The organism is Streptomyces sp. NPDC002580, assembly GCF_042889485.1.
Lineage (GTDB): Bacteria > Actinomycetota > Actinomycetes > Streptomycetales > Streptomycetaceae > Streptomyces.
Genome location: NZ_JBIAQZ010000007.1, coordinates 145,995 through 170,819, shown reverse-complemented (window position 1 = coordinate 170,819; position 24,825 = coordinate 145,995). Strand labels below are relative to the sequence as shown.

The 24,825-nt window shown below is 71.2% G+C and carries 22 protein-coding genes; 11 read left to right on the top strand and 11 right to left on the bottom strand.

Going from position 1 to position 24,825, the window contains the following annotated elements:
• Positions 1–120: 120 nt before the first annotated feature.
• The gene (locus ACFYW7_RS22335; protein ID WP_389504960.1) at positions 121–2,541 is read right to left on the bottom strand and encodes an ABC transporter family substrate-binding protein; all 2,421 of its coding nucleotides are present in this window, start codon (positions 2,539–2,541) and stop codon (positions 121–123) included.
• 427 nt (positions 2,542–2,968) lie between these two features.
• Between ACFYW7_RS22335 and ACFYW7_RS22330 the strand changes: the two genes are divergently transcribed.
• Genes ACFYW7_RS22330 through ACFYW7_RS22315 form a run of 4 tightly spaced genes read left to right on the top strand, consistent with a single transcriptional unit; the run spans position 2,969 to position 6,922 of the window.
• Entirely contained in the window at positions 2,969–3,295 is a 327-nt protein-coding gene (locus tag ACFYW7_RS22330; protein ID WP_389504958.1) for a hypothetical protein, read from the top strand.
• Between the two features lie 46 nt (positions 3,296–3,341).
• Positions 3,342–4,163: a hypothetical protein gene (locus ACFYW7_RS22325; protein ID WP_389504956.1), complete on the top strand. Its 822-nt coding sequence runs from the start codon at positions 3,342–3,344 to the stop codon at positions 4,161–4,163.
• A gap of 18 nt (positions 4,164–4,181) precedes the next feature.
• Positions 4,182–6,155 (top strand): fumarate reductase/succinate dehydrogenase flavoprotein subunit, encoded by a 1,974-nt coding sequence (locus ACFYW7_RS22320; protein ID WP_389504954.1) that lies wholly within the window; start codon positions 4,182–4,184, stop codon positions 6,153–6,155.
• A complete protein-coding gene (locus ACFYW7_RS22315; RefSeq protein ID WP_389504952.1) occupies positions 6,152–6,922 on the top strand; it encodes a succinate dehydrogenase/fumarate reductase iron-sulfur subunit in 771 nt (256 codons plus the stop codon). The genes ACFYW7_RS22320 and ACFYW7_RS22315 overlap by 4 nt, the downstream gene beginning before the upstream one ends.
• A 27-nt stretch (positions 6,923–6,949) precedes the next feature.
• On the opposite strand, the gene ACFYW7_RS22310 is transcribed toward ACFYW7_RS22315, so the two are convergent.
• Positions 6,950–8,101, bottom strand: a complete 1,152-nt coding sequence (locus ACFYW7_RS22310; RefSeq protein ID WP_389504950.1) for a hypothetical protein — start codon at positions 8,099–8,101, stop codon at positions 6,950–6,952.
• Between the two features lie 105 nt (positions 8,102–8,206).
• On the opposite strand from ACFYW7_RS22310, the gene ACFYW7_RS22305 reads away from it, so the two are divergent.
• Positions 8,207–9,829: a hypothetical protein gene (locus ACFYW7_RS22305; RefSeq protein ID WP_389504948.1), complete on the top strand. Its 1,623-nt coding sequence runs from the start codon at positions 8,207–8,209 to the stop codon at positions 9,827–9,829.
• A gap of 123 nt (positions 9,830–9,952) precedes the next feature.
• Here the strand turns inward: ACFYW7_RS22305 and ACFYW7_RS22300 are convergent, their stop codons facing one another.
• From ACFYW7_RS22300 to ACFYW7_RS22275, 6 genes are all read right to left on the bottom strand, one after another.
• Positions 9,953–12,658: a SpoIIE family protein phosphatase gene (locus ACFYW7_RS22300; RefSeq protein ID WP_389504946.1), complete on the bottom strand. Its 2,706-nt coding sequence runs from the start codon at positions 12,656–12,658 to the stop codon at positions 9,953–9,955.
• Between the two features lie 276 nt (positions 12,659–12,934).
• Positions 12,935–13,381 carry an ATP-binding protein gene (locus tag ACFYW7_RS22295; protein WP_389504944.1) on the bottom strand — a complete coding sequence of 149 codons (447 nt, stop codon included), beginning with the start codon at positions 13,379–13,381 and terminating at the stop codon, positions 12,935–12,937.
• A gap of 107 nt (positions 13,382–13,488) precedes the next feature.
• Complete coding sequence (locus ACFYW7_RS22290; protein ID WP_389504942.1) at positions 13,489–13,896, bottom strand: (deoxy)nucleoside triphosphate pyrophosphohydrolase; 408 nt, start codon at positions 13,894–13,896, stop codon at positions 13,489–13,491.
• 45 nt (positions 13,897–13,941) lie between these two features.
• Entirely contained in the window at positions 13,942–14,124 is a 183-nt protein-coding gene (locus tag ACFYW7_RS22285) for an SPOR domain-containing protein (protein WP_389504940.1), read from the bottom strand.
• Between the two features lie 526 nt (positions 14,125–14,650).
• Positions 14,651–15,403, bottom strand: a complete 753-nt coding sequence (locus ACFYW7_RS22280) for a GntR family transcriptional regulator (RefSeq protein WP_389504938.1) — start codon at positions 15,401–15,403, stop codon at positions 14,651–14,653.
• Positions 15,404–15,551: 148 nt separating this feature from the next.
• Positions 15,552–16,853: a DUF4190 domain-containing protein gene (locus tag ACFYW7_RS22275; protein ID WP_389504936.1), complete on the bottom strand. Its 1,302-nt coding sequence runs from the start codon at positions 16,851–16,853 to the stop codon at positions 15,552–15,554.
• A gap of 323 nt (positions 16,854–17,176) precedes the next feature.
• Here ACFYW7_RS22275 and ACFYW7_RS22270 point away from each other — a divergent pair, with 323 nt between their 5' ends.
• On the top strand, positions 17,177–18,283 hold the full coding sequence (locus ACFYW7_RS22270) for a threonine synthase (RefSeq protein ID WP_389504934.1): 1,107 nt from the start codon (positions 17,177–17,179) through the stop codon (positions 18,281–18,283).
• 70 nt (positions 18,284–18,353) lie between these two features.
• Here the strand turns inward: ACFYW7_RS22270 and ACFYW7_RS22265 are convergent, their stop codons facing one another.
• Positions 18,354–18,794, bottom strand: coding sequence for a MarR family winged helix-turn-helix transcriptional regulator (locus ACFYW7_RS22265; RefSeq protein WP_389504932.1), 441 nt, complete (start codon positions 18,792–18,794; stop codon positions 18,354–18,356).
• Positions 18,795–18,932: 138 nt separating this feature from the next.
• Between ACFYW7_RS22265 and ACFYW7_RS22260 the strand changes: the two genes are divergently transcribed.
• From ACFYW7_RS22260 to ACFYW7_RS22240, 5 genes are all read left to right on the top strand, one after another.
• Positions 18,933–19,943, top strand: coding sequence for an SMP-30/gluconolactonase/LRE family protein (locus ACFYW7_RS22260; RefSeq protein WP_389504930.1), 1,011 nt, complete (start codon positions 18,933–18,935; stop codon positions 19,941–19,943).
• Positions 19,944–20,127: 184 nt separating this feature from the next.
• The gene (locus ACFYW7_RS22255; RefSeq protein WP_101400445.1) at positions 20,128–20,397 is read left to right on the top strand and encodes a type II toxin-antitoxin system Phd/YefM family antitoxin; all 270 of its coding nucleotides are present in this window, start codon (positions 20,128–20,130) and stop codon (positions 20,395–20,397) included.
• Complete coding sequence (locus ACFYW7_RS22250; protein WP_389504927.1) at positions 20,390–20,653, top strand: type II toxin-antitoxin system RelE/ParE family toxin; 264 nt, start codon at positions 20,390–20,392, stop codon at positions 20,651–20,653. The genes ACFYW7_RS22255 and ACFYW7_RS22250 overlap by 8 nt, the downstream gene beginning before the upstream one ends.
• A 284-nt stretch (positions 20,654–20,937) precedes the next feature.
• Entirely contained in the window at positions 20,938–21,213 is a 276-nt protein-coding gene (locus ACFYW7_RS22245; protein ID WP_388382656.1) for a hypothetical protein, read from the top strand.
• Entirely contained in the window at positions 21,210–21,617 is a 408-nt protein-coding gene (locus ACFYW7_RS22240; protein ID WP_389504924.1) for a DNA-binding protein, read from the top strand. Before ACFYW7_RS22245 ends, ACFYW7_RS22240 begins: the two co-directional genes overlap by 4 nt.
• A gap of 899 nt (positions 21,618–22,516) precedes the next feature.
• Here the strand turns inward: ACFYW7_RS22240 and ACFYW7_RS22235 are convergent.
• Positions 22,517–23,545: a hypothetical protein gene (locus ACFYW7_RS22235; protein WP_389504921.1), complete on the bottom strand. Its 1,029-nt coding sequence runs from the start codon at positions 23,543–23,545 to the stop codon at positions 22,517–22,519.
• Positions 23,542–24,822: a CHAT domain-containing protein gene (locus tag ACFYW7_RS22230; RefSeq protein WP_389504919.1), complete on the bottom strand. Its 1,281-nt coding sequence runs from the start codon at positions 24,820–24,822 to the stop codon at positions 23,542–23,544. Before ACFYW7_RS22230 ends, ACFYW7_RS22235 begins: the two co-directional genes overlap by 4 nt.
• Positions 24,823–24,825: the final 3 nt, after the last annotated feature.

Sequence of the window (24,825 nt, the reverse complement as noted above, 5' to 3'; positions counted from 1 at the left end):
CCCTGTACGCCCCCGTATCCGGTGAGGCTCACCGGATACGGGAAACACGCTACAGTCCCGGGCCGTCCGCTCCCCGGGCCTTCGGCCACCGGCCGGGGGTCCCGACGGTTCAGTCGCCGGTCACCCGCTCTTCGACGGGCCGACCGAGGGGTGCGCGCCCTTCTTCAGGAAGCCCATGTCCTCGTACACCGGGCTCTGGAATCCGAAGGCGCCGGTGTTGGCGAGGCCGATGCGGGCCGCCGTGAGCTGGGGACGCTGGTAGAGCGGGATGGAACCGGCCGCGGCCCAGATGCGGGCGTCCGCCTTGCGGACCAGGGAGCGCGCCTTGTCCTCGTCCAGGGTCGCGATCGCCTGATCGAAGAGCTGGTCCACCTGGTCGGTGCCGACGCGGGTGTAGTTCTGCTCGACGCTCAGCGAGCCGTCGGCCGCCGGGACGGGCTTGGCGTAGATCGGGCGGGCGTCGGTGGCCGGGAAGGCGGACGCGGGCCACGAGTAGAGCGCCAGGTCGTACTGGCCCGAGGCGATGTGGTCCGTGAAGTAGCTCTGGTCGGAGACCTTCGAGATGTCCGTACGGATGCCGATGCCCCGGAGCATCCGCGCGATCCGGTCGGCGACGGCGCGCAGCGACTCCGAGCCCGGCCCGGAGGGCAGGACGAAGCGGAGCGTGAGCGGCTTGCCGTCCTTGGCGAGGGCGTTCGCCGCGGCACCCGCGGGAGCGGCCGTCCCCTTCGGCGCGTACGCGCCGGGCACCCCGCCCTGCTTGGCGTACTGCCTGCCGTCCAGGTTCCGGCCCGCCTGCTCGTCCGTGTGCGAGCCCGATCTCGCGTCGGCCCGCCGCTCCTGACCGCCGGCGTGCTCCTTGGGGTCCTGGCGCAGTTCCCGGCCGCTCTCGGAGGGCTTGTCGTCCTCGCCCATGACGTACGTCCCGCCGTCACCGGGAGCGTCGTCGCTGTCCTTCTTCCTGCCCTGGGAACCGGCCGCCTTCTCCGTCTTCTCCTGCTCCTTGACCGGCCCTCCGGGCACCCAGCCGGCGTCCGCCAGCAGCGCCCGCGCCTCGGCGGTGTCCTGGTCGCCGAGGGCCCCGCTGTTGTCGGCGTACGCCGCCTGGCCGAGGAGCGCGAGGTGGCTGCCGACGGGTTCGGCGGGCAGGCCGAGCGGCTTCAGGACGATCCGGGCGAGTTCCTTGCGGTCCAGGGCGCGGGCCACCGCGCGCCGGACGCGCTCGTCGGCGAGGGGGCCCTCGGAGCCGTTGAGGGCGAGCTGGGTGTAGGCGGGTTCGAGGGACTTGCGGACCACGAAGTCGCTCAGCCCCGCCCGCAGCCGGGCCTCCTTGGCCCTGGCCGCGCTCCCCTTCGCGCCGGCCTCGCCCTTCTCGCTCCGCTTACCCTTCCGGTTCCCGTCCCCCTCCTCGCCGTCCTCGTCGTCCTCGTCCCTCCTGCTCTGCCTGCCCTTCCCGTCCTCGTCGTCCTCGTCCGCGGTGGCCTTGCCCTTCTTGGCCTTCTCCTCGGACTCGCCCTTCTCGCCCTTCTCACTCTTGTCCTCGGACTTGCCCTTCTCGCCCTTCTCACTCTTGTCCTCGGACTCGTCCTTCTCGCTCTCGGCGTCCGCCGTACGGCTCTCGCCCGTCGCGGTGGCCCCCTGGAGCCGGGCACCGTCCTTCTGCCGGGCTGCGACGGTGATCCGCTCCGCCTCGGCGGGGTCGATCTCGGCCAGGTCGAGCTTGTCCTCGGCGAGCGCCGCGGCCCGCTTGTCCCGGGCCACGGCCACCAGGGCGATCTCGGCGAGCTTGGCGGGGCGGCCCCACCAGCGCGGGTTGCGGGTGAGCCGGACCCTGCCGCTCTTGCGGTCGACCTGCTTCACCGCGAAGGGGCCCGCGGTGACCTTGAGCTTGCGCCGCGCCCCGTCGTTGAAGGAGTCCGCGGTGCCCATGACGTCCTTCGGGTACAGCGGCGAGAACAGCGCCTTCCAGTCGGCGTAGGGCCGGCTGAACGTGACGCGGACCTCCAGGTCGTTCTTGCCCCGCTCGATCTTCTCGATACGGTCGTAGCCGGCGTTCCGGGCCGTCCAGTAGGCGGCGTCCTTGCCGGACAGGGCACGCCACTGGGCGGCGAAGTCGGCGGCGCCGATCTCGCGTCCGTCGCTCCACACGGCCTGCTGGTCGAGCTTGTACAGCACGACCTGCTTGGGTTCGGTGGCGACGACCTTCGCCGACTCCAGGTAGTCGGAGTCGATCCGCGCCCGTCCGTTCGCGTCGAGCCGGTACATCGCCGGCAGTACGGCACCGGCGATCCGGGAGGTCGCGCCGTCGGCGTCCGCCTGGAAGGTGTTCAGCGTCTCCGGTAGGGCGTCCACGGCCCAGCGCAGCGTGCCGCCGTCGGCGATGAGGTCCCGGGACGCGGGCGCGATGTCCTGCGCGGCCGCGGGCCTGTCCGCCTCGTCCTCCGCGCTGCACGCGGCGAGGGCGGGTACCGCGAGTACGCCCGCGGTGAGGAATGCGGCCGAGCGCATCACCGCGCGCAGTCCGACGCCGTCGTGGGACATCACTGCAACCTCCGGGGGACGCTCCGCTGTGTGGGGCAGGTCTGCTTCTGTTCCCGTTTAGCCGTATTTGGAGCTGATCTGATGTATGCGCCCACTGAAGGGGAGCCCGGCCGGGCGGAAGCGGCGACACGGCGGCACGCGGGCGGAACCCCACCCGTGCGGCGCAATCCGGCGGCGCCCGCCGTGGCCCGGCGGGGTGCCCGGCACCGGACCCGGCACGGGCCCCGGCGCGCGGGAAGGACGGACGGCGCGCCCGCAAGACCGTCGGCGCGCGGAGAAGAAGGACGGCGCGCGCGGCGCGTTCTGGATCGTGCGAGCCCTCAATCCGTGCACACGCCTTCACACGGGTGCGTGTGACGCGCAACACTCGCAGGCGCATGAACGTCGCCGCCTGGGGCCGCGGGGCCCGCGGAAGTGAGGGCAAGTCATGTCCGTTCACGACGACCTGACATCGGTACAGCGCTGCCTCGACGATCTGCAACGATCGGTGCGACGCCTGGAACAGCAGATGGGCGCGGGTCTGGAGATACGCCGCGTGCGCGCCGACGCCGACCATCTGCGCGAGAGCGTCGCCCTGCTGCGCGAGGCCACCGCGCCCCCCTTCTCCATGCCGTCGGCCGCGCCCGGACGGGCCGGACCCCCGGCCGGCCGGCTGCCCGACCTGGTGTCCATCTCCGACACCCCGTACGACAGCTCCCTGTGGACCGACGCCGACGACGAGGGTCTCGGCGCGCACCACGGTCCCGCCCACTGAGCGCCCCAGAACCCGGCGCGCCCCCGAACCCGACCGGAGTGCGAAGTTGGCCACTGGTACGGAACCCCATCTGAACAGCGGCGGTGTACGAACCGGTACACGCGCCGCGATCGCCGCCCCGCATCTGCGGACCGACCGCTGGTGGCTGGCGCCCGCCGCCACCGCGGCCGGGTTGCTGGCCTTCGTCGTGTACTCGACCTGGCGGGCCTTCTCGGACACGCACTACTACGCGGCGCCGTACGTCTCGCCGTTCTACTCGCCCTGCCTGGCCGAGCGGTGCGGGACCATGCGCGCCGGACCGAACGCGGACCTGTTCGGGAGCTGGTGGGGCATCTCCCCCGCGATCATCATCCTGATCTTCCCGCTCGGCTTCCGGCTGACCTGCTACTACTACCGCAAGGCCTACTACCGGGGCTTCTGGGCGAGCCCTCCGGCCTGCGCGGTCGCCGAGCCGCACAAGAAGTACACCGGCGAGACCCGCTTCCCGCTGATCCTCCAGAACGTCCACCGGTACTTCTTCTACGCGGCCCTCGTCGTCGCCGGCATCCTGACGTACGACACCGTGCTGTCCTTCCGCGACGAGCACTACGCGTGGGGCCACATGGGCCTCGGCTCCCTGGTGTTCCTGGTCAACATCACGCTGATCTGGGCGTACACCCTCTCCTGTCACTCCTGCCGGCACATCGTCGGCGGGAAGCTCAAGCACTTCTCCAGGCATCCCGTGCGGTACCGGATGTGGCGGTGGGTCGGAAAGCTGAACGCCCGTCACATGCTGCTCGCCTGGGCGTCGTTGGTGAGCGTGGCGGTCGCCGACTTCTACGTGTACCTGGTCGCGTCCGGTGCCTTCGACGATCCGCGCTTCTTCTAGATGGGGTGGAACTCTCTGATGTCCGTGGTCGACCGACAGGAGTGGGACGTCGTCGTGGTCGGTGCCGGTGGCGCCGGGCTGCGGGCCGCCATCGAGGCACGCGAGCGCGGCGCCCGGACGGCGGTGATCTGCAAGTCTCTGTTCGGCAAGGCCCACACGGTGATGGCCGAGGGCGGCATCGCTGCCGCCATGGGCAACGTGAACTCCGGCGACAACTGGGAGGTCCACTTCCGCGACACCATGCGCGGCGGCAAGTTCCTCAACCAGTGGCGGATGGCCGAGCTGCACGCCCGGGAGGCACCGGACCGGGTGTGGGAGCTGGAGACCTGGGGAGCGCTCTTCGACCGCACGAAGGACGGCCGGATCTCGCAGCGCAACTTCGGCGGCCACGAGTACCCGCGCCTCGCCCACGTCGGCGACCGCACCGGACTCGAGCTGATCCGCACGCTCCAGCAGAAGATCGTGTCCCTCCAGCAGGAGGACAAGAAGGAGACCGGCGACTACGAGTCCCGCCTGAAGGTCTATCAGGAGTGCACCGTCACGCGGATATTGAAGGACGGACAGCGGGTCTCGGGGACCTTCTGCTACGAACGCGAGTCGGGGCGCTTCTTCGTCCTGGAGGCACCCTCCGTCGTGATCGCCACCGGCGGCATCGGCAAGTCCTTCAAGGTGACGTCCAACTCGTGGGAGTACACGGGCGACGGGCACGCGCTGGCGCTCCTCGCCGGGGCGCCGCTGCTGAACATGGAGTTCGTGCAGTTCCATCCGACGGGCATGGTCTGGCCGCCGTCGGTCAAGGGCATCCTCGTCACCGAGTCGGTGCGCGGCGACGGCGGCGTCCTGCGGAACTCCGAGGGCAAGCGGTTCATGTTCGACTACATCCCCGACGTCTTCAAGGAGAAGTACGCGCAGTCGGAGGAGGAGGGCGACCGCTGGTACGAGGACCCGGACCACAACCGGCGCCCACCGGAACTGCTGCCGCGCGACGAGGTCGCCCGGGCGATCAACTCCGAGGTGAAGGCGGGCCGCGGATCGCCGCACGGCGGTGTCTTCCTCGACGTGTCGACCCGCATGCCCGCCGAGATCATCAAGCGCCGGCTGCCCTCCATGTACCACCAGTTCAAGGAACTGGCGGACGTCGACATCACGGCGGAGGCCATGGAGGTCGGCCCCACCTGCCACTACGTGATGGGCGGCATCGCCGTCGACTCGGACACGGCGGCGGCCCGCGGGGTGCCGGGTCTGTTCGCGGCCGGTGAGGTCGCGGGCGGCATGCACGGCTCCAACCGGCTGGGCGGCAACTCCCTTTCCGACCTCCTGGTGTTCGGACGCCGGGCCGGGGGGCACGCCGCGGAGTACGCGGCCGGTCTCACCGGGGACGGCGCCCGCCCGCCCCTGGACGACGTCCAGATCGACGCGGCCGCGGCGGAGGCGCTGCGGCCCTTCTCGGCCGAGGGCCCGGAGTCCGCGCCCGCTCCGGCCGACGGTGCCGTGGCTCCCGTCCCGCGCCCGCCCGAGAACCCGTACACGCTGCACCAGGAACTCCAGCAGACCATGAACGACCTGGTCGGCATCATCCGCCGCGAGGCCGAGATGGAGCAGGCCCTGGAGAAGCTCGCCGAGCTGCGGGTGCGGGCCCGCCGGGCCGGGGTGGAGGGCCACCGCCAGTTCAACCCGGGCTGGCACCTCTCCCTGGACCTGCGCAACATGCTCCTGGTCAGCGAGTGCGTGGCCCGGGCGGCGCTGGAGCGCACGGAGTCGCGCGGCGGGCACACCCGCGAGGACCATCCGGCGATGGAGCGCTCCTGGCGCCGGATCAACCTGCTGTGCCGGCTGACCGACCCCACGGGCGGGTTGGCGGCGACCGACCCGGTGGCCGGACAGATCGACCTGGTGAACGAGACGACCCGACCCATCCGCCCCGACCTGCTCGCCCTCTTCGAGAAGGAGGAGCTGGTCAAGTACCTCGCCGAAGAGGAGCTCTACGAGTGAGCAGCTACGAGGCCCGCTTCAAGGTGTGGCGCGGGGACGTGAAGGGCGGCGACCTCGTGGACTTCGAGGTCGAGGTCAACGAGGGGGAGGTGGTGCTGGACATCGTCCACCGGCTCCAGGCCACCCAGGCCCCCGACCTCGCCGTGCGCTGGAACTGCAAGGCGGGCAAGTGCGGTTCGTGCTCGGCGGAGATCAACGGCCGGCCGCGGCTGATGTGCATGACCCGGATGTCGGTGTTCACCCGGGAGGAGACGATCACCGTCACCCCGCTGCGCGCGTTCCCGGTCGTCCGGGATCTGGTGACGGACGTGGGCTTCAACTACGACAAGGCGCGGGAGGTCCCCGCCTTCGTACCGCCCGCCGGGGTCGCGGCGGGCGAGTACCGGATGATGCAGGAGGACGTCGACCGGTCGCAGGAGTTCCGCAAGTGCATCGAGTGCTTCCTGTGCCAGGACACCTGCCATGTCGTCCGTGACCACGAGGAGAACAAGCCGGCGTTCGCCGGGCCGCGCTTCCTGATGCGGGTGGCGGAGCTGGACATGCACCCGCTGGACGCGGCGGCGGAGTCCGGCCTGGACCGCAAGCGCACGGCCCAGGACGAACACGGCCTGGGCTACTGCAACATCACCAAGTGCTGCACGGAGGTCTGCCCCGAGGGCATCAAGATCACGGACAACGCGCTGATCCCCTTGAAGGAACGGGCCGTCGACCGCAAGTACGACCCGCTGGTGTGGCTGGGATCGAAGATCGGGAGGCGCCGGACGTAGCCGAGGGCGGGGCGACCGTCCCGGTCGTCACCGCTGCCCGGCCCATCCCCGGCGGTACGCCGTCCAGTCGGTCTCCGTCGCGGCGAAGTCCACGTAGAGGGCGACTCCGAAGCGCTCGCGGGTGCGGTCCGTCCGGGAGAGGCCGAGGCGGGTTCCGCGGACGGCCGCCTCGACCGTCTCGGCGTACGCGGAGTGGCCGAGCTTGTCCTCGTGGTAGAACGGCAGGCCCATCAGCAGGTCCGTCGACGCCGGGGTGACCTCCAGTGCCAGGGAGGTCTGTTGGGCGACGTAACCGCCGTACAGGCTCTGGAGCGGCATGGCGGTGTCGTACGACATGACGGCTATCTGGTCGACCCGGCGCGCCACCTGCCCGAAGTACGCCTGGGACCACCACTTGGGGTGGCCGGTGAGGGTTCCGGCGACGGAGTGGAGGCGCGGGAGCGGGTCGATCTGGTGGGAGGCGACGGAGAGCGGGACGTGCCGGGCGCGGGTCAGCGCGCGCAGGTCGTCGAGGAGCGAGAGGTAGTGGGCGTCGCCCGAGTGGAGGGGCTCCAGGTCGAAGTGGACGCCGTCGAACCCGGCGTCCAGGACCTCCCCGGCCGACCGTACGACGGCGTCCCGCGTCCCGGCCCGCTCCAGCCGCAGCCCGTCCGGCCCCTCGGTCGCCAGTTCGTCGCCCAGCCAGGCCTGGACCCGTACGCCCTTCAGGTGCCGGTGCACCGCCGTGACGAGCCGGCCGGCGGACGGGTAGGCCGTCGCCGGCAGCGAGCCGTCGTGCTCCAGCGGCCCGGCGTGCACGTACAGGTCCCGGATTCCGGTGCCCCGAAGGCGGACCGCGAGCGCCTCGACGTCCGCCTCGTCCTTCCGCCCGTCCACCCAGGCGTGCCCGAGCCAGATCGCGTCCCGGTTCCTGGTCTGGGTCCCGGGCGCCGGATCGCCCGCGTAGTTCACCCGGAGGGCGACTCCCGCGGCGAGAACGGGGATCAGCAGGACGAGGACGGCCCCGAGGGCGACCCGTTTCGGCAGCCGCAGCCGCGGGTGCCGCCAGCCCCGGGCGGCACGGCCCCAGGCGGCCCGGACGGCGGGCAACGGGCCCCGGCCGGGGGCCGCTTCCGGGCGCCGGGCGTCCGGTGCGGCCTCCGTCTGGTTCGTCGAGTCGTCCTGATGCCCCACGCCCATCCCCCGCACCCCTCCCGTACGCCCCCGCGCCTTCCGTACCTTAGGCGCTCCCCCCTTCCCGTATCCCGGTCGCGGCGGCGCTCGAACGGCCATACGCTCCCAAATGTGACGTCGTCCCTGAGTCGAAGCCGGTCGCGCCGGGCCCCGTCGCACAGCGCCGTGCGGGTCGCGCACGCCGTGCTCGGGGGGCTGATCGCGGTGGGGTGGCTGGTCCTGCCACTGGCGCGGGCGGGATCGGGTGACGGGCCAGCCGTGGCGCGGAGCGCGGAGGCGACCGCCCCGGCCGCGGCCTCGGAGGACGGGACGGAGACGGGTGATCTCGTGCCGCCTCTCGTCGCGGTCGGCGCCGCGGGCGTGCTGGCCGCGTACACGTACACGCGTCGCAGGCGGCGGGCGACGACACGGACGACGCCCGGGGGCGACGGCGGAGGGGTCATATCCCTGCGCGAACTCGACCTGCTGGCGAAGCGGTCGCTCGTCGACATCGACAACTGCGTGCGCACCGGCGCCGAGGAGCTCGACATCGCCGCCGCCCGTTCGACGCACGAGGCAGCCGAGCCCTACGCCGACGCGCTCACGTACGCGGCGGCCGAACTCGCCGCGGCCTTCCGGCTTCGGCAGCGTCTCGACGAAGCGGACGCGGGCGTGGGGAAGGGCGCCGGCGGCAGCCGCCGGGTGCTGGAGGAGATCGTCGCCCGGTGCCGGGACGCCGGGCGGCGGCTGGACGCGGCGGCCCCGGGGTTCGACCAGCTCCGGGCGCTGGAGCGGAACACGCCGGCCGCGCTGGAGTCCGCCGGGACCCGCTTCCGGGAACTGGCCGGGCGCACCCCGGCCGCCGCGGCCGAACTCGCCGAACTCCACCGGCGATACGCCCCCACGGCGTCGTTCCCGGTCGTCGGCGACGTCGAACAGGCCAAGGACCGGCTCGTGTTCACCACGCGCCACCTCGACCGGGCGCGTCGGTACGCGGACCGGGGCGACAGCGCGCGGGCCGCCGCGCACCTGAGGGCGGCGGAGGGGGCCGTGCAGCAGGCAGCCGTGCTGGTGGACGGCGTGGACCGGCTGGCCGGAGAACTGGCCTCGGCGGCCGCGGAGTTGCCCGCGGCGCTCTCGGCGGCGGAGGCCGCACTGGGCGCGGCCGGCGAACTCCCGCCGGCCGAGGGGACCGACAAGGACACCGGTGGTCGCACCGGGCCGTTCGGGCGGGCCGGGGTGCTGCTGTCCGGGGTGCGCCGCGAGACGGCGGCCGGACCGTACGATCCGCTGGACGCGCTGCGCCGGGTGGCCGAGGCGGGTGCGCTCCTCGCCGGGGCGGGGGGCGACGACGTACTCGGCGAGCGCGCCCACGCGCTGCTCCCCGCGCACAGCGCGCTCGCCGGGGCGGCGGACTACATCGGTACGCACCGCGGGGCCGTGGCCTGCGAGGCCCGGACACGGCTGGCCGAGGCGGACCGGCTGCTCGGACCGGGGCCCACCACCCTCGTCGCGGTGCGACGGGCCGACGAGCTCGCCCGGGAGGCACGCCGACTCGCCGAGCGGGACGTACGGGCGTACGGCCATCCCGGGGGCGATCACGACGACACCGGAGCGGGCGGCGCGGTACTCGGCGGGATCCTCCTGGACGACGGTGCGGGCCCGGTGAGTTACGGCGGACCGCACACCAGGGGACGCCGGGCGGCATCCTTCAGCGGAACCGGAACCGGAACCGGCACTAGCACCGGCACCTGAACGGAAGCCAGAACCCGACCGGGAACCTGAGCAGGAGCCGGAACCTGAATCCGGATCCGCACGGGCCCGGCCGACGGCACCCGCACGGATCGGCCCACGGCCCGTCCGGCCCCCCGGTCGGCCTCAGAACAGGCTCAGCAACGCCTCCGCCGGATCGGTGAGTCCCGTCTCCCCGTCCGGCAGCGGGAGTTCGAACCACACGGTCTTGCCCCGCGGGGTCCGGCGCGAGCCCCACGCGGCGGAGAGGAGCCCGACCAGCTGAAGCCCCCGCCCGCCCTCGTCGGTGTCGCGGGCCCGGCGGCGGCGCGGCTGGACGAGGCCGGCGTCCCAGACCTCGCACACGAGCGTGCGGTCGAGGAGCAGCCGCAGCCTGATCTCGCCCTCGCCGTACCGCAGGGCGTTGGTCACCAGCTCGCTGACCAGCAGTTCCGTCGTGTCGACGAGCGGTTCGAGGTCCCAGGCGACGAGCTGGGTGCGCGCGTGCTCACGGGCCCGCCCCACGCTGCGCGGCTCGCGCGGCAGGGTCCAGTCGCCGACGGAGTCGGCGGGCAGGCCCTGGACACGGGCCATGAGCAGGGCGATGTCGTCCTCGCCGTGGTGGGTGTCGAGGGTGTTCAGGACGTGGTCGCAGACGTCCTCCAGGGGGCTGGAGGGGTCGGTGAGGGCGCTCACGAAGGCCTGGAGTCCCTCGTCGAGGGGGTGGTCGCGCGATTCGACCAGTCCATCCGTGTAGAGCGCCAGAAGCGCGCCTTCGGCCAGTTCGACCTCCACCTCCTCGAAGGGCTCGCCGCCCACCCCGAGCGGCATCCCGGGCGGCACGTCGAGCATCAGCGCGCTCTCCCCCGGCTCGACCAGCACGGGGGGCAGATGGCCCGCGTTGGCGAAGGTGCACCGGCGGGTCACCGAGTCGTAGACGGCGTACACACAGGTCGCGAGGTACACCTCGGAGAGGTCGGCGTCGCGGGGCTGGCGGGCCGCGCGGGTGGCCTGCTGGACCCCGCCGGGGGTGCCGAGGCCGCGCGCGATCTCGTCCAGCGCCGAGAGCACTTCGGCGGGTTCGAGATCGAGCAGCGCCAAGGTGCGTACGGCGGTGCGGAGTTCACCCATCGCCACGGCGGCGCGCAGCCCGCGGCCCATCACGTCGCCCACGACGAGGGCCGTGCGGTGGCCGGGGAGTTCGATGACGTCGAACCAGTCGCCGCCGACCTCCGTCGCCGCGTTGCCCGGCAGGTAGCGGCAGGCGATGTCGAGGCCGGAGGCCTCCGGGTCGCCCGGGGGCAGCAGGGACCGCTGGAGGATGAGGGCGCGTTCGTGCTCGCGGCGGTACAGGCGCGCGTTGTCGATGCAGACGGCCGCGCGGGCGGCCAGTTCCACGGCCAGGGCCCGGTCGCGCTCCCCGAAGGGCTCGCTGCCCTTCGTGCGGGAGAACTGGGCGAGGCCCACCACCGTGTCGTGGGCGACCATCGGGACGGCGAGCGTGGACTGGATGAGGCCGCCCTCTTCGGCGGGGAGGTGCTGCGGCCGGGCGGTGCGCAGGGCGTCCGCGCAGGGCGAGTTGAACGGGAAGTGGTGGACCGCGCCGACGGCGACGGGCTCCGGGCCACCGGCGAACGGCGCGTCCGAGACGGCGCTGGCGAAGGCGACCCGGCGGAGCTCGGCGCTGCCGTCCACGAGGCCGGGCGGTGCCTCGTCGCCGGCCAGCAGACCCTGGTACAGGTCGACCGTCGCGAGGTCGCAGAAGCCGGGGACGACGACGTCGAGGAGTTCGCGGGCGGTGGTCTCCAGGTCGAGGGAGTTGCCTATGCGGGCGCCCGCCTCGTTCAGGAGGGCGAGATTGCGCCGTGCCGCGGCCGCTTCACGGGCGGCGGCGCGGCGGGCGGTGATGTCGGTGCCGAGCCAGGCGACACCGATGGGGCGGCCGCTCCCGCTGTGCACCCGGTAGAGGTTGATGGACCAGTGGCGGCGCTCGTCGGAGCCGGGCACGTACCCGGTGACGTGCATGTCCGTGATGGATTCACCGGTCTCCAGGACCCGGCGCAGAACCGCCGTCACGCGCTCGGCCTCCGAGCGCGGGAGGTAGTCCTCGACGCCCCTGCCGCGGTGCTCGTCGACGCTGCCGCCGAAGATCGAGGCGAACCGCTTGTTGGCGCGCCGGACCCGGAGATCCAGGTCGATCAGCAGGAAACCGAAGGGAGATTGACCGAAAATCGCCTGCGAGGCGGCGAGGTCCGTCTCCATGCTGCGCAGGGTGCGGACGTCCACGACGATGCACACGGCGGCCCGCTCGCCGTCCTCGGTCACGGTGGGCATCACATAGACCTCGGCGAGGCCCTCCCCGGTGCCCTCGGCCGCGTCCTCGGAGGCGGGCACCCGGAACGGCACCAGACCGGTCCACTCCCGGCCGTCCAGGATCTCCGCCATCTTCCGCTGGCCGGACTCGCGCCGGTCCGCGGGGACGAACGCCTCGATGGGGTCCAGGCCGACGGCCCGGTCCGCCGGGATGCCGAAGATCTGCTCGGCCCGCAGACTCCACTGGTTCACCAGCCCGTCGGCACCGATGGAGAAGGAGGCGACCTTGATGTAGTCGTAGATCGAACCGGGCGGGCTGCTCTGCCACATCACGTCGCCCGGCAGGTCACCCGGCACGTCGCCGAACGCGTCGCCGGCCGCCTCGCCGACCAGGTCGGCCGTCGCCGAAACAGCCCCTTCACCCGGGGCGTCGCCCGCGTCCCCGCCGCCGACCACGCGCGCGAGACCGCCCACCGCATCAGCCCTCGCGCCGTCCGACGGGTCCTCGGACCCTGTGGCCTTCGCTGGTATCTCGCTCACGCGAACCGTCCCCTCCAGCTCACCGCGCCCGGCACCGGTCACCGGGGGCGGCTGCCCGCAGTATCCAGCACTACGGCGCCGCACGACACGGTGTTCACGATCACAGCACGGTCCCGATGGTTTTTGGACCGGCCGCGACATACTCCCAGTCTTCTAACCAGGTGGCGCCCCGTCGAATCAAACAATGCGGCACGCGTCGACGACCCGAACCGGCCGACCGCCGCCGGACGTCCCGGCCCCGCGCGCTCAGGTCAGCGCGTCTCGGCCCACCCTGTCTCAGCCCGGCGCGTCCCAGCCCGGCACGGCGAGTTCGAACCAGACGGTCTTGCCGGTGTCTCCGGGCCGGGTGCCCCAGCGCCGGCACGAGCCGGCCACCAGCTGGAGCCCGCGGCCGCTCTCGTCCGAGGCGTCGGCGGCCCGTTCGCGGGGCGGGTCCGGAAGCGGGTCGGAGACCTCGACGCGCAGCGCGCCCGACCCGTTCTCGGGACGGACCAGGCGGACGCCGATCGGGCCCGTGGCGTGCCGGAGCGAGTTCGTCACCAGTTCGCTGACCAGCAGCGCGGCGATGTCTCCGAGGGAATCGAGATCCCAGTCGCGCAGCCGCCCCCGAACGACGGCGCGGGCGGCGCGGACCGCGCCCGGCTCCGCGGGAAACGTCCACTCGGCACAGGCGCCTTCGGTGTCGATCAAGCCGATCACTTCCCCGACCAGGAACCCACCCATGTCCGGTTTCGTGGGGTTAATGGCCCCATACCCGATATTCGGGATGCTTTACCGCGCCGCGTGCCGCCCTGTGGCGCGAACGGCGTACGCCCCGCGCACCGAGCACCTCACGCGCTCGGGTCGAGCCACGGCAACACGCCCTTGACCGCCGGCACGTCCTGGTCCAGCCAGTCCACGTCCCAGATCTCCGCGGGGGTCAGCCAGCGCAGCTCGTCGTGATCCTCCAGCGGCGCGGGTCCGGCCGAGCCGGGCAGCAGTCGGGCGGCCCACACGACCAGTACGTATCCCGGCTTCAGCGGCCACTCGCCGGGGACGCGCTCCAGCGTCCGCGCCTCGACGCCGAGCTCTTCGCGCAGCTCACGCACGAGGGCGCTCTCGGGGGTCTCGCCCGGCTCGACCTTGCCGCCCGGCAGTTCCCAGCGCCCGGCGAGTTCGGGGGGCGCGCTGCGGCGCGCCGCGAGCAGGCGTCCTCCGGACATCAGGGCGGCTGCGACCACCACGATCCGTTCCGTCATGCGCCGGAGCCTACGGGAGCGGGACGGCACTCCGGGCGGGGCGGATCACAGGCTTCCGTTCTGCCCGATCCGCTCGACCCAGTAGAGCTGTTTGTGCCCGCGGGCGTCGAGGCTGTCCGCGATCTTCTGGGCCTCGGCACGGGTCGCGTACCTGCCCACGCGATAGCGATTGCCGTTGTCGTCCTGCCGTATGACGAGCCAGGGAAGAGTGATCGTGCTGTCGTTCATCCCGCCCCTCCACTTCCCGACCCGGGCCCCCGCCTGACCCCGCACGCCGACGAAACCGCAATCCGCATATGCCCGACCCTACGCCTAACCTTCACGCTGCGAATGCGGCTTCTCACAAAGAGGTACGCAACCGGCCAGTAGGGAACGTCCGCGCGAGGGACGCACGCCGTCGAACACGCCGCCCATCACCCTCCGCGCGCCCTCGAACAGGTCGAAATCCCCCCTCGGTCCACCGCCCGAGAAAGGCCAGATTCCAACCGGGTTGCCGGGCGGTCCCGTTGAGGCGCACACCCCCGTGCCGCGCCTCAACAGGACCGCCACGCCCGTCGACAGGGCGCCCAGGCACCCCACCCTCACCCATGGGACCGCGCACACCGGCCACCACACCCGGGCTCCGTGCCCCGGTGGTCCACACCGGGGCACGCCGGCTACGACGCGACCACGGGGGCCGGAGCCGGCACCGCCGGACGGAACGCCCCGCGACGAGACACCGACAGACCGGCCGCCGCAGGAAAGTGACGCGTGGTCACTTCACGGGCAGGTGGTAGGCGATCCGGTACCGGTCCGCCGGGACCACCACGTCCGCCGTCTCCACCGGCCGGCCCGAGGCGTAGAAGGTCCGCTGGATGACGACGACCACGTGCCCGGGCACACCGCCCAGCGCGAGGAGTTCCTCGGCGAGGCCGGGCCGCGCGCCCACCTCCTCGGTGACGTTGTCCACGATCACGTCGATGGCCGCCATGCGCTCGACGACACCCATGCCGCCGAGCGGGCCCTCCTCGGGGAGCATCACCGGCGTCCGCCCGGTGACGGCGAGCGGCTCCCAGGACGTGGAGAGCATCATCGCCTCGCCGCCGTCCCGGTAGACGTAGTTCGTGCACATCACGCGGTCGCCCGGCTGGACGGCGAGGCGCTCGGCGATCGCGCCGCTCGCCTCGACCTGCCTGCTGCGGGACTCCCAGGTGCCCCGCACGGCGAGGTCGGCCTGCTCCTGCCGGAAGGGAGTGGTGCCGCTGTCCGGCCGGTACCCGGACCGGGCCACCCGGCGCGGCACCGGCCGCTCCCGGACGTAGGTGCCCGACCCGGAGCGGCCCTCGACCAGGCCCTCGGCCATCAGCACCTTGCGCGCCTCCAGCGCCACCGTGTCGGAGACGCCGTACTCCTCGCGGATCCTGGCCTGCGAGGGGAGGCGGGTGTGCGGTGGCAGCGAGCCGTCGACGATCTTCTTGCGGAGATCACCCGCGACACGCAAGTACGCCGGCTGCTCACCGAAAGTCACTTAGCCGCTCCCATCAGGTTGTACAGACAGCAACAGCGTGGCAACCGTGGGTTGTGCCATGCAAGCAAAGGCCAGAGAATCACTCGATGTGATGAAGCAAGCCCCCTGAGGGCATTACGCAGGCACTTTCTCCCCGCTGTGGCCGCCGTCACACATCCATTCCGGCGGAGCCTTCGCCATCGCCACCATTGCCGACGCCGGTGTCGTACTTCGGCGGGGTGGTGGCGAGCCCCAGAGCCTCGCGGGTGGTGACCGTCACCTTGGGGTCGATGAGCTTCAGGCCCTTCTCGTAATGGGTGTAGAAGGTGTCCGCGTCCGGCGCGTCGGCGGCCTTCACCCACTCCTTGCGGGACCTGTCGAGTTCCTTGACCAGGGCGTCGACGCGCCGGTCGGCGGCGGGGGCGAAGGTGTGACCGCGGAGCAGGTCCGCCTGCTCGGCGAGTGCCTTCGAGACCCGGCCGGCCCACTTCTTGTGGCCCGGGAGGTCCTCCTCGACGTACTCCTTGTCGGGTGCCGAGTCCATCGCCGTGTTCAGGACCCGAGCGGCCTGCAGGTAGGCGAGCTGGTCGGCGTCGAGTGTCGTGGCGTCCTGGCGCAGCGAACCGATCAGGGTGCCCCGCTCGTCGGTGTTCCCGAACATGCAGGTGATCTCGTGGTCGCCCAGGCGCCAGCTCTGCCGGGTCGGCGTGAAGTAGTAGACGTCGACGTTGTCCGGGACGGCCCAGCCGTCCATCGCGTACGTGTCCGTGCGCGCGTAGCACTTGTCGTCGGCCTCGTCGGCGACCTCGGAGTCGCCGGGGTAGGCGTCACCGTCCAGGGTGAGCGCCGCGAACACCTCGGCGTCGTGCTTCTCGGCGCACGGCACCTTGTCGACGTCGTAGGCGAAGCCCTCCAGGGAGCCGCCCGGCGCGTTGAAGCACTCACCCTTGTCGAGCGAGAACGTGGCGCCGCCCGCCCCCTCCTTGAAGCCGTCCCAGAAGGCACCCGCTCCGCCGGAGGCGACCATGAGCGTGATCAGCAGGATCCCGATCGACGACATCACCATGCCGCCCACCGCCATCCCCGTGCCCCGCTCCCCGCGCTTCTTGATCTGGACGAGCGCCACGATCCCGAGCACCAGCCCGACGGCGGGCAGGAAGCAGAGGATGCCGAGCACCAGGGCCGTGATCGCGAGCCCGTTCAAGGGCGCCGGCCGGTTGTACGGGGAGTAGCCCTGCCCCCAGGCCTGGTACGGACCCCCCGCGTACGGCGGTTGCGGGTACGGAGCCTGCTGGTACGGGGCCTGCGGGTACGGACCCCCCTGGTACGGGCCGTCCTGCTGGGGGCCGCGGGGGTGGGGAACCTGCGGATACGGCGGCGGGTGGACACCGGGTGCCCCCGGCACGGGAGCGCCCGGCGGCGGATTCTGTCCCTCTGGCTGCTGCGGCCCGGGCGGCGGTGGTGTGGCCACGAGTTCCCTTGCTCCTCATCCACCTACGGTGGAACGTGCGTACGACTGACGAATGGCTGCGCGCATCGTAAGCACGGTGCGGCCCGGGACGTGACGGAAGCCTTCCGCGCGCCCCCTCGGACCATGGACGGCACGGGGCGACGAGCGTCGGGAAGCACCGGACCGGGGACGCGGAAAAAAACCGGGCGGACACCGCAGAGCACCGGACGGAGCGGGAGACGCGCCCGGCCGAGAGGCTCGCACCCGGGCGCCCCCACCGCAACACCCGCGCCGGGAAGTTTCCATGACACTTCGTCACCAGGCGGCACGTCTAGTCTGCGGCTATGACTCCACTGCGGGACTGCTTCTGCCCGGCGGACGGCACCCGCGTCCCGGCCGGCTCGCTCGCCTGGTGCTGCCCCCTGTGCCGCGGCCCGCTGGATCTGGACTTCGCGCCGACCCCGGCCCCTCTCGCGTCCCTCACCGGGCGGGTGAACTCGCTGTGGCGGTACGCGGAGTGCCTGCCGCTGGCCGCGCCGACGGTCAGCCTCGGCGAGGGGCGCACGCCCCTGGTGAGCCTTCGCGACGGTGTCTCCGCCAAGCTCGACTTCCTGATGCCCACGCTGTCGTTCAAGGACCGCGGGGCCGTCCTGCTGGCCGAGCTGGCGCTGCGGCTCGGGCCCCGGCAGGTGCTCGCGGACAGCAGCGGCAACGCGGGCACGGCGATCGCCGCGTACTGCGCGCGGGCCGGGCTCCCTTGCACGGTGTACGTCCCCGAGGGCACCTCCGCGAAGAAGCTGGAGCAGATCGAGGCGCACGGGGCGCGGCCGAGGGTGGTCGAGGGGGACCGCGAGGAGACGGCACGCGCGGCGCGGGAGGCGGCCGACGAGGAGGGCGTGTTCTACGCCTCGCACGTCTTCAACCCGTACTTCCTGCACGGCACGAAGACGTACGTCCACGAACTCTGGGAGGACCTCGGCGGACGCCTGCCGGACGTCATCGTGGTGCCGGTCGGCAACGGCACCCTGCTCCTCGGCGCAGCCCTCGCCGTGGCCGAACTGCACGCGGCCGGGCTGATCGACCGCAGGCCCCCGCTGTACGCCGTCCAGTCGGCCGCGGTGGCCCCGCTGGCGCACGCCTGGTCCGAGGGCGCGGACGAGCTCGTCGGCACCACCCCGACGGCGCCCACGCTCGCCGAGGGCATCGCGATCCCGAACCCTCCCCGGGCCCGCCAGATCCTGCGCGCGGTCCGCGCCTCCGGGGGCGCCTTCCTGACCGTGACGGAGGACCGGATCCGGCACGCGCAGGCGGATCTCGCGGGACGCGGACTGTACGTGGAGTCCACGGGGGCGGCCTGCTGGGCGGCGGTCCGCGAGGGCGCGCTCGGCGACCGGGAGGCCGTGGTGCCGCTGTGCGGGGCGGGCCTCAAGACGGGGATGGCCCGGGCCTGACCTCCACGGGGTCCGCGGCTCCGGCCGTTCCCGACGGGTCTCCGCGTCACGGGTCTCCGCCGGAGACGCTCTATGGGCGTTCCTTCTCCAGGAGCGCGACGCACCGGCCGAGCAGGGCGGTGAGCGTCTCGCGCTCCTCGGCCGTGAACTCGGCGGCCAGCGCGCGCTCCACCCGTACGGCGCGGGCGTCGGCGTCGGTGAGGGCGGTCCGGCCCTCGTCGGTGAGCCGGGTCTCCAGGACGTTCTTGTGCCAGGCGTGCGGGGTCCGCTCGATGAGGCCGCGGCTCTGAAGGTTGTTCAGGACCGTGTTCATGGTCGGCGGCGTGACCAGACAGAGGCGGGCCAGCGCGGCGGCCGAGATCCCGGGGTTCTCGCTGAGGTTGAGCAGCGCCGAGTACTGGGCGACGGTCACCCCGGCCGGTTTGAGCACCGCGGCCTTCGTCGCGCCGAGGGCCTGCTCGGCCCGCTTGAGGTGGGAGCCGAGGCGCTCGGACACGGGCATGGACGTCATTTCCGCATGGTAGCGGCGGATCACACGAACGCTACGACGGTGAGACCTCACTCATCAGTAAAGACGTTGACGAGCATTAGAGTTCTAATCTACATTCGCGCTCATCGATATCCCAGGAGAAGACCGAGAGGTTTCGTCGTGTCCCGTTCGATCCAGCGCCGCACGTTCCTGACCGCCGCCGCGACCGCGGCCGCTACCGCGGTGGGCGTCTCCTCCGCGAGCGCCGCGCCTCGCACTCCCGTCCCCTCGACGCCCGCCGCCCGCGTCTCCACCGCCTTCACCCTTCCGGACGACCGCGCCTACCCCGAGGGCATCGCCGCAGACCCCCGCACGGGGGCCCTGTACGTGGGCTCGTACACCACCGGCGCCGTCTACCGCGCGGTGCCCGGAAGTCGCACGGCCGAGATCTTCCTGCCCGCGGGCAGGGACGGACGGCACACCGCCAACGGCCTGAAGGTCGACCGCGCCGGCCGCCTCTGGGTGACCGACTCGACGGCCGGGGTCTCCGTCTACGACGTACGCACCCGTTCCGCGCTGGCCCGTTTCGACGTGCCCGGCGACGCCCCGCGCTTCGTCAACGACATCGCGATCACCGCGGACGGCAGCGCGTACCTGACGGACAGCGTCCGGGAGGTCGTCTACCGGGTGGCACCGGCCGATCTCGCCGAGGCCAGGACCCACGGCGGCCACGCCACCCTCACACCCGCCCACGACCTCGGCGGGGTCCTGGCCCCGCACCCGGCCGGCACCTTCACCCTGAACGGAATCGCGGCCGGGGACCGCTGCCTGTTCACCGTCGACATGACCGGGGGAGCCCTCTACCGGGTGGACCTCGCCACCGGAGCGATCCGTCGCGTCACCCTGCACGGCGGCGACCTGGTGAACGGCGACGGACTGGAACTGGTCGGCGACACCTTGTGGGCCGCCCACAACAAGACCGACGCGATCAGCCGCTGGCGCCTGTCGGCGGACGGCACCTCGGCCCGGCTTGAGCGCGTCCTGACCGATCCCGCACTGCAGATCCCGACCACGCTGGTGCGCCGTCACGGCCGCACCCTCGTCGTCCGCTCCCAGTTCGACAAGGGCGGACCGATGGGCCCGGGCACCCCCGAGACACCGTTCACCGTGGCGTGGGTACGCGGAATCTGAACCGGCCCGTCGTACGACGCCCGCGCGGAACTGATCGGCATCGGCTCCGACGCCGTCCCCGCCATCATCGACGGACTGCCCTCCCTCGGCGGCTTCGGGCAGTTGACCGCCATCGAGGTCTTCGAGGAGGTGGGCGATCCCCGCTCACATTGTGTACACATGGCACACTCGGTACCCTTGAAGCATGACTCAGCCGCTGCCCATAGAGTCCATCCGCGACGTACGCGCCCACTTGGCCGAAGTCGTCGAACGGGCCGACCGTGACGACGTGCCCACTGTCATCACCCGTCGCGGCAAGCAGGTCGCCGCCGTGGTCTCGATCGACGTGCTGCGCAAGTACCAGGAGTGGGAGGAGCGCGAGATCAACCGCATCATCGACGAGCGCATGGCGAGCCCGGCCGTCGGCGTCCCGATCGAGGACGTGATGAGGGAGACGCTGGCACGCAGTGAGTGACTACCGCACGGTGTTCCGGCCCGAGGCCCAGGCCGAGCTGCGCAAGATCCCGCGTGACATGGCGCTTCGCATCCTGGCCAAACTGACAGAGCTGGAGAGCGATCCCTTCGGCTTCAACACCACACCACTCGTATCCCAGCCTGAGCGCCGCCGCCTTCGGGTCGGCGACTACCGTGTCGTCTACACGATCGACAACGGGGAGCTGGTGGTGTGGGTCGTACACATCGGACACCGCTCCAAGGTCTACGACACGTAGCCGCTCCAGGTTCTGCGGACAGCTGCGGACCACACAACGGCCTGACCTGCTTTCTCGCAGGTCAGGCCGTTTGTCCACGTCCAATCAGACGTTGAAGCGGAACTCCACCACGACCCGCCTGACCTGCGATTATGTGGGTTCATCCCAGCACCACCCCAGCACGGGATTCCCTGCAAAGTACAAGAAGCTCCAGAAGCGCCAAGACTACGCATCAACGCCCGCCCCGGATACAGGCCGCACAGCACTCCAGACGCTGTAATAGTTTCTGTACTAGACTTGTGGCCATGAAGTCATCCCGCCCCGGTGGCACGGAGAACATCTCCGTGTCGATGCCCTCCGAACTCCTCGGTGCCCTGCGCACCCGTACCGGTAAGCGCGGCGTGTCCGCATACGTGACGGCGGCGGTCCGGCATCAGCTCGCCATGGATGGCCTCGCCGAGATCGTGGCTGCCTACGAAGCCGAGCACGAGCCGCTGAGCGATGCCGAGGTCCAGGCCGCGCAGAGCGAACTGTTTGGTGACGCACCGGCGCCCTACGCGTCGAACGACAGCGCCGCATGAAAGAGCCCGCGGCCAGGACCCTGGTCCTGGACTCCCAGGCACTGTCGCTGCTGCTGCGCAACGACCGTCAGATGATCGCCCGGATCGAGGCCGCTCGGCGCGTAGGCGTGCCCGTCCTCGTGTCGGCCCTGACAGTGGTGGAGGCCGTCTACGGGAAGACCGATAGCGCCCGGCTGCGCTGGGTACTCTCCCGCCTTCAGGTCCAGGACGTCACCCAGGCGGACAGCCTCGCCGCGGTGCAGTTGCTGAGCGACGCCGGCGGTCTACACGGCCACAAGTACGCCATCGATGCCCTCGTCGCCGCGATGGCGCTTCGCTCCCCGGCACCTACCCTCGTACTGACCTCGGATCGCGACGACTGGTCGAAACTGTGCGGCGACCGCGTACAGATCAAGGACGTCTGACCTCGGCGTTCACTCATCTTGAATCCACCTGCTGATCGCGACTGGATCCCGACATCTGGACGACGACCTTGCCCTTGGCGTGACCCCGTTCCAGGTAGGCGAAGGCGTCGGCGATCTACTCGAAGGGAAGACGCGGTCGGTGACGGTCTTGGGGGTGCCCTTGTTGACGAGGCCCGCCAGTACTTCGAGGTCGGCTCCGCTGGGGTGCATGAACAGGTAGCGGTAGCCGACACCCCGGCGGCGGCCCGCCCGGCGGATCTTGGCGCTCGCCGCTGCGTGGCGAAGATGCCGCAGTCGCTGGACTTCACCGGGGCGGCTGGGCTCCCGCTCGCCGGACTGATGGCCTTGCAGGCGTTGCGCGACGAACCGACGGTCAAGGGGGATGATGCTGCAACTTCGCTTGCCAGGATGCGAGTTGACAGCGATTCAGTGTTCGTGCTCGTTCGCTGTAATTCGTGGCGTTGCCGTCGCTACTGCCGTCGGCGCTCTGCACCTCCGGCGAATTCCAGGAACGCCGAAATTCCGTCAAGCGGCTTTGTCGTGCGGAGTGGTCGGCCGGAAAGAACCGGTTCGGGGAGGTGTGCGCACGCCTCCACGAACCGGTCGGCGCAGCGTTACTCGGCCGTCTCCGCTTGAGTGGAGCGCCTGGTGAGCAAGGGCCGCACGCGCTTCAGGTTCGCGATCGCGCACTAGGTGTATTGATCACGAGCGCTGCCTCTCCGATCCCGCGGCTATGCCCAACGAACCCCGTGGGGTCATTTTGAAGGGCCCGGGAGGATCAAGGTTCAGTGAGCGGTGCCACGGTCGGCTGCGCGAGACATAGCGGATCAGCGGTGGCGGCGTACACGAGTTGCACGACGATGCAGCTCCTCTGCCGATGGGGACCTTGGACCGTCTCCTCAGCGCGAGTAGTCCGCGAGAGTGAGTAGCAGGTGTGCCGACTCAGCGCGCACGTGATCGGAATGGGCACCTGCCGGATTGAGGTGGCGCCCGCGAACATACACATCGGAGGCGTCGATGTTGACGAAACGGTGGTCGAGCGCGGAGTGCGGATACCGCTCGTCGAGTGGCAACAGGGGTGTGGTGAACATGGGTGCTGGGGCCGGACCAATTCCGGAGTGTCCGATGCCGGGTTGCTGCTCGGCCCGCAGGTGCCAGAACCCCGTCGCCCGGTCGTGACGGGAGTAAGTGGCGACGACGGGGCCCCTCAGCGGAGCGCCGTCATGCGCCTCGCTCGGCAGGATGTTCGGAAAGAGCGAGAGGAACGCATCCCGGCTTGCGGCCATCTGGAATAGCAGCATGCTGTCGGCGGTGAACGGGCGGGATGGCGAGTGGTCTGTCACGCTCCAGCCGAGTGTGTCATCAAGGCGGGCGTCTGCCGACCATTGGACCGCCTCGCACAGGAAGCGGCAGCCGAAGGAGTGCCCGACGAGGTGGAGGTACTGACCGTCTCGGTTGGCGAGCACGGGCGCTGCTCCAGGGTCGGCGCGCTCGGCGTCCAGATAGCCGAGGAGTCGGCCCAGGATGTGGGCGGCGTGGCCTCCTCCGTCGCGTGCGCCCATCGCGTGCGCCCGGTCCCGGATCCTGCGGTAGCCGGTGGGGGTGACCAGGCTGGATGATGGCCAGCGCACGACGACACACCATGGGCTGAAGCCCTTGACCGCTAGGGTCGGATACCGGGCCGGGGCTGTCACAAAGGCGCCGTGCATCAGAGACAACAATCGCTCAGCGGTGCGGTAGGCGGAGTCGGGCGAGGTCTGCCAACCGTGGACATAGACGAGTATGTCCGTCGCCCAGGCAGGCGGGGCGAGGCGCTCCGCGAAGTAATGGCGCAGCCAGGCCTCGGGCACAGGCTCACCCGTGTCAGCGTCGAGCAGCCAGCCCGTCGCATCCAGGTCAACGACCTCCACCGTGCCGACACGGCTCACGCCTCGCCTCCACTTGTCCGATCCAGACGAGCATCCATGCCGCAGTGCAGACCGTAGGCGAACCCCAGGGGATTTCGGTATCGGACGGCGAAGTCCCGGGCCAACTCATGAGTAATCTGGCCAGCGGTCGCCGCCCCGCGCAGGTAGCGGGTGACGAACTCGAGCGCGTACTCGGCAGCAAACGCCTGCGGCATCGCGATCTGCGGCCCGAGCACACCCTGCGCACCGTGCTCGATGAACATGCTCCCAAGGAACGCTCGGTCCGCACTCGCCTCGGAGACTCCGGTGTGGCAGGCGTTGAGTAGGACAAGCGGTCGGAAACAACCGTGCCGGTAGTTTGCCCTTAGCTCACGTACGGTGTGGCCGTCGAAGGGGGTGCCGTCGGTGAGCCTGACGACCAGGGTCGGGAGTTCGGGAAGGTTGCCGACGAACTCTCCGTGGCACCAGAAGTACATCAACTGCTCGTCCAGCTCGGGCTTCCCCAGATCGCGGACGAGTTCCTCATAAGTCGTTCGTACGGTGTACTCCGTGCCCGCCGTCAGTGCCTTCGCGACTTCATCCGCACGGGTGGCGCTGCCCACGCGGACGTCGTGGTTCAGGCTGACCGAGGGCCGCTCGTGGGCTGCTCCGGGCGGCCCGATCCACGCGTAGGCATCACCGGTGTGCTCGATCTGATGCCGATAGCCGAGGAAGCAAGTGAAGAGAACCTCCAAGGTTGCAGGCACGGTGGAATCTTCGGTTGTGCACAGCAAGGGCCAGGGCAGATGGAGATCGGAGTCGAACCGTACCCGCAGCCCCTCCTGGGACAAGGCCGAACGCAGGGAGTTGCGGAATATCTTGGTCGGTTCGTCGTCACCGCGCAGCAGAGTACTAAACAGCAGTGATTCCCCGCTTCGAGCCAGATCGGCCACTACCCGGCGCAGCTCCTCCTCAGGTTCGGCCCTGAGGTCCGCAGACGTTGCGTACGGGCGCCATCGACCCTGTACAGACCGACCCAGGTCGTCGACTGGCTGGAAGTCAACGAACTCCGATTTCCATCGGGCACGGAGCCGGGCCGCCACCCCATGGACCTCATCGGGCCGGGCATGCAGGTCAACCTTATGTTCGGTGCCGTGGAGTGCCGGAACGGCCGATCCTGACATCCGCGCCCGGATCCGACCCCCGCCGAGGACGTCGAAGCTGACGAGGAGGTCGGGAGCTGCCGTCGTCAGGTGCGGCAGGAAGCGGAAGCCGTCGCTGGGGTCCTGCACAATGCGGGTGGTCAATTCACGGGGCATCGG

Bases quoted from the DNA above. Each gene is read 5' to 3' on its own strand.
- ACFYW7_RS22290 (WP_389504942.1), bottom strand. From the start codon at position 13,896: ATGACGGAACGGATCGTGGTGGTCGCAGCCGCCCTGATGTCCGGAGGA.
- ACFYW7_RS22330 (WP_389504958.1), top strand. From the start codon at position 2,969: ATGTCCGTTCACGACGACCTGACATCGGTACAGCGCTGCCTCGACGAT.
- ACFYW7_RS22255 (WP_101400445.1), top strand. From the start codon at position 20,128: ATGACTCAGCCGCTGCCCATAGAGTCCATCCGCGACGTACGCGCCCAC.
- ACFYW7_RS22230 (WP_389504919.1), bottom strand. From the start codon at position 24,822: ATGCCCCGTGAATTGACCACCCGCATTGTGCAGGACCCCAGCGACGGC.
- ACFYW7_RS22310 (WP_389504950.1), bottom strand. From the start codon at position 8,101: ATGGGCGTGGGGCATCAGGACGACTCGACGAACCAGACGGAGGCCGCA.
- ACFYW7_RS22265 (WP_389504932.1), bottom strand. From the start codon at position 18,794: ATGACGTCCATGCCCGTGTCCGAGCGCCTCGGCTCCCACCTCAAGCGG.
- ACFYW7_RS22285 (WP_389504940.1), bottom strand. From the start codon at position 14,124: ATGAACGACAGCACGATCACTCTTCCCTGGCTCGTCATACGGCAGGAC.
- ACFYW7_RS22245 (WP_388382656.1), top strand. From the start codon at position 20,938: ATGAAGTCATCCCGCCCCGGTGGCACGGAGAACATCTCCGTGTCGATG.
- ACFYW7_RS22270 (WP_389504934.1), top strand. From the start codon at position 17,177: ATGACTCCACTGCGGGACTGCTTCTGCCCGGCGGACGGCACCCGCGTC.
- ACFYW7_RS22320 (WP_389504954.1), top strand. From the start codon at position 4,182: ATGTCCGTGGTCGACCGACAGGAGTGGGACGTCGTCGTGGTCGGTGCC.
- ACFYW7_RS22335 (WP_389504960.1), bottom strand. From the start codon at position 2,541: ATGTCCCACGACGGCGTCGGACTGCGCGCGGTGATGCGCTCGGCCGCA.
- ACFYW7_RS22240 (WP_389504924.1), top strand. From the start codon at position 21,210: ATGAAAGAGCCCGCGGCCAGGACCCTGGTCCTGGACTCCCAGGCACTG.
- ACFYW7_RS22295 (WP_389504944.1), bottom strand. From the start codon at position 13,381: ATGGGTGGGTTCCTGGTCGGGGAAGTGATCGGCTTGATCGACACCGAA.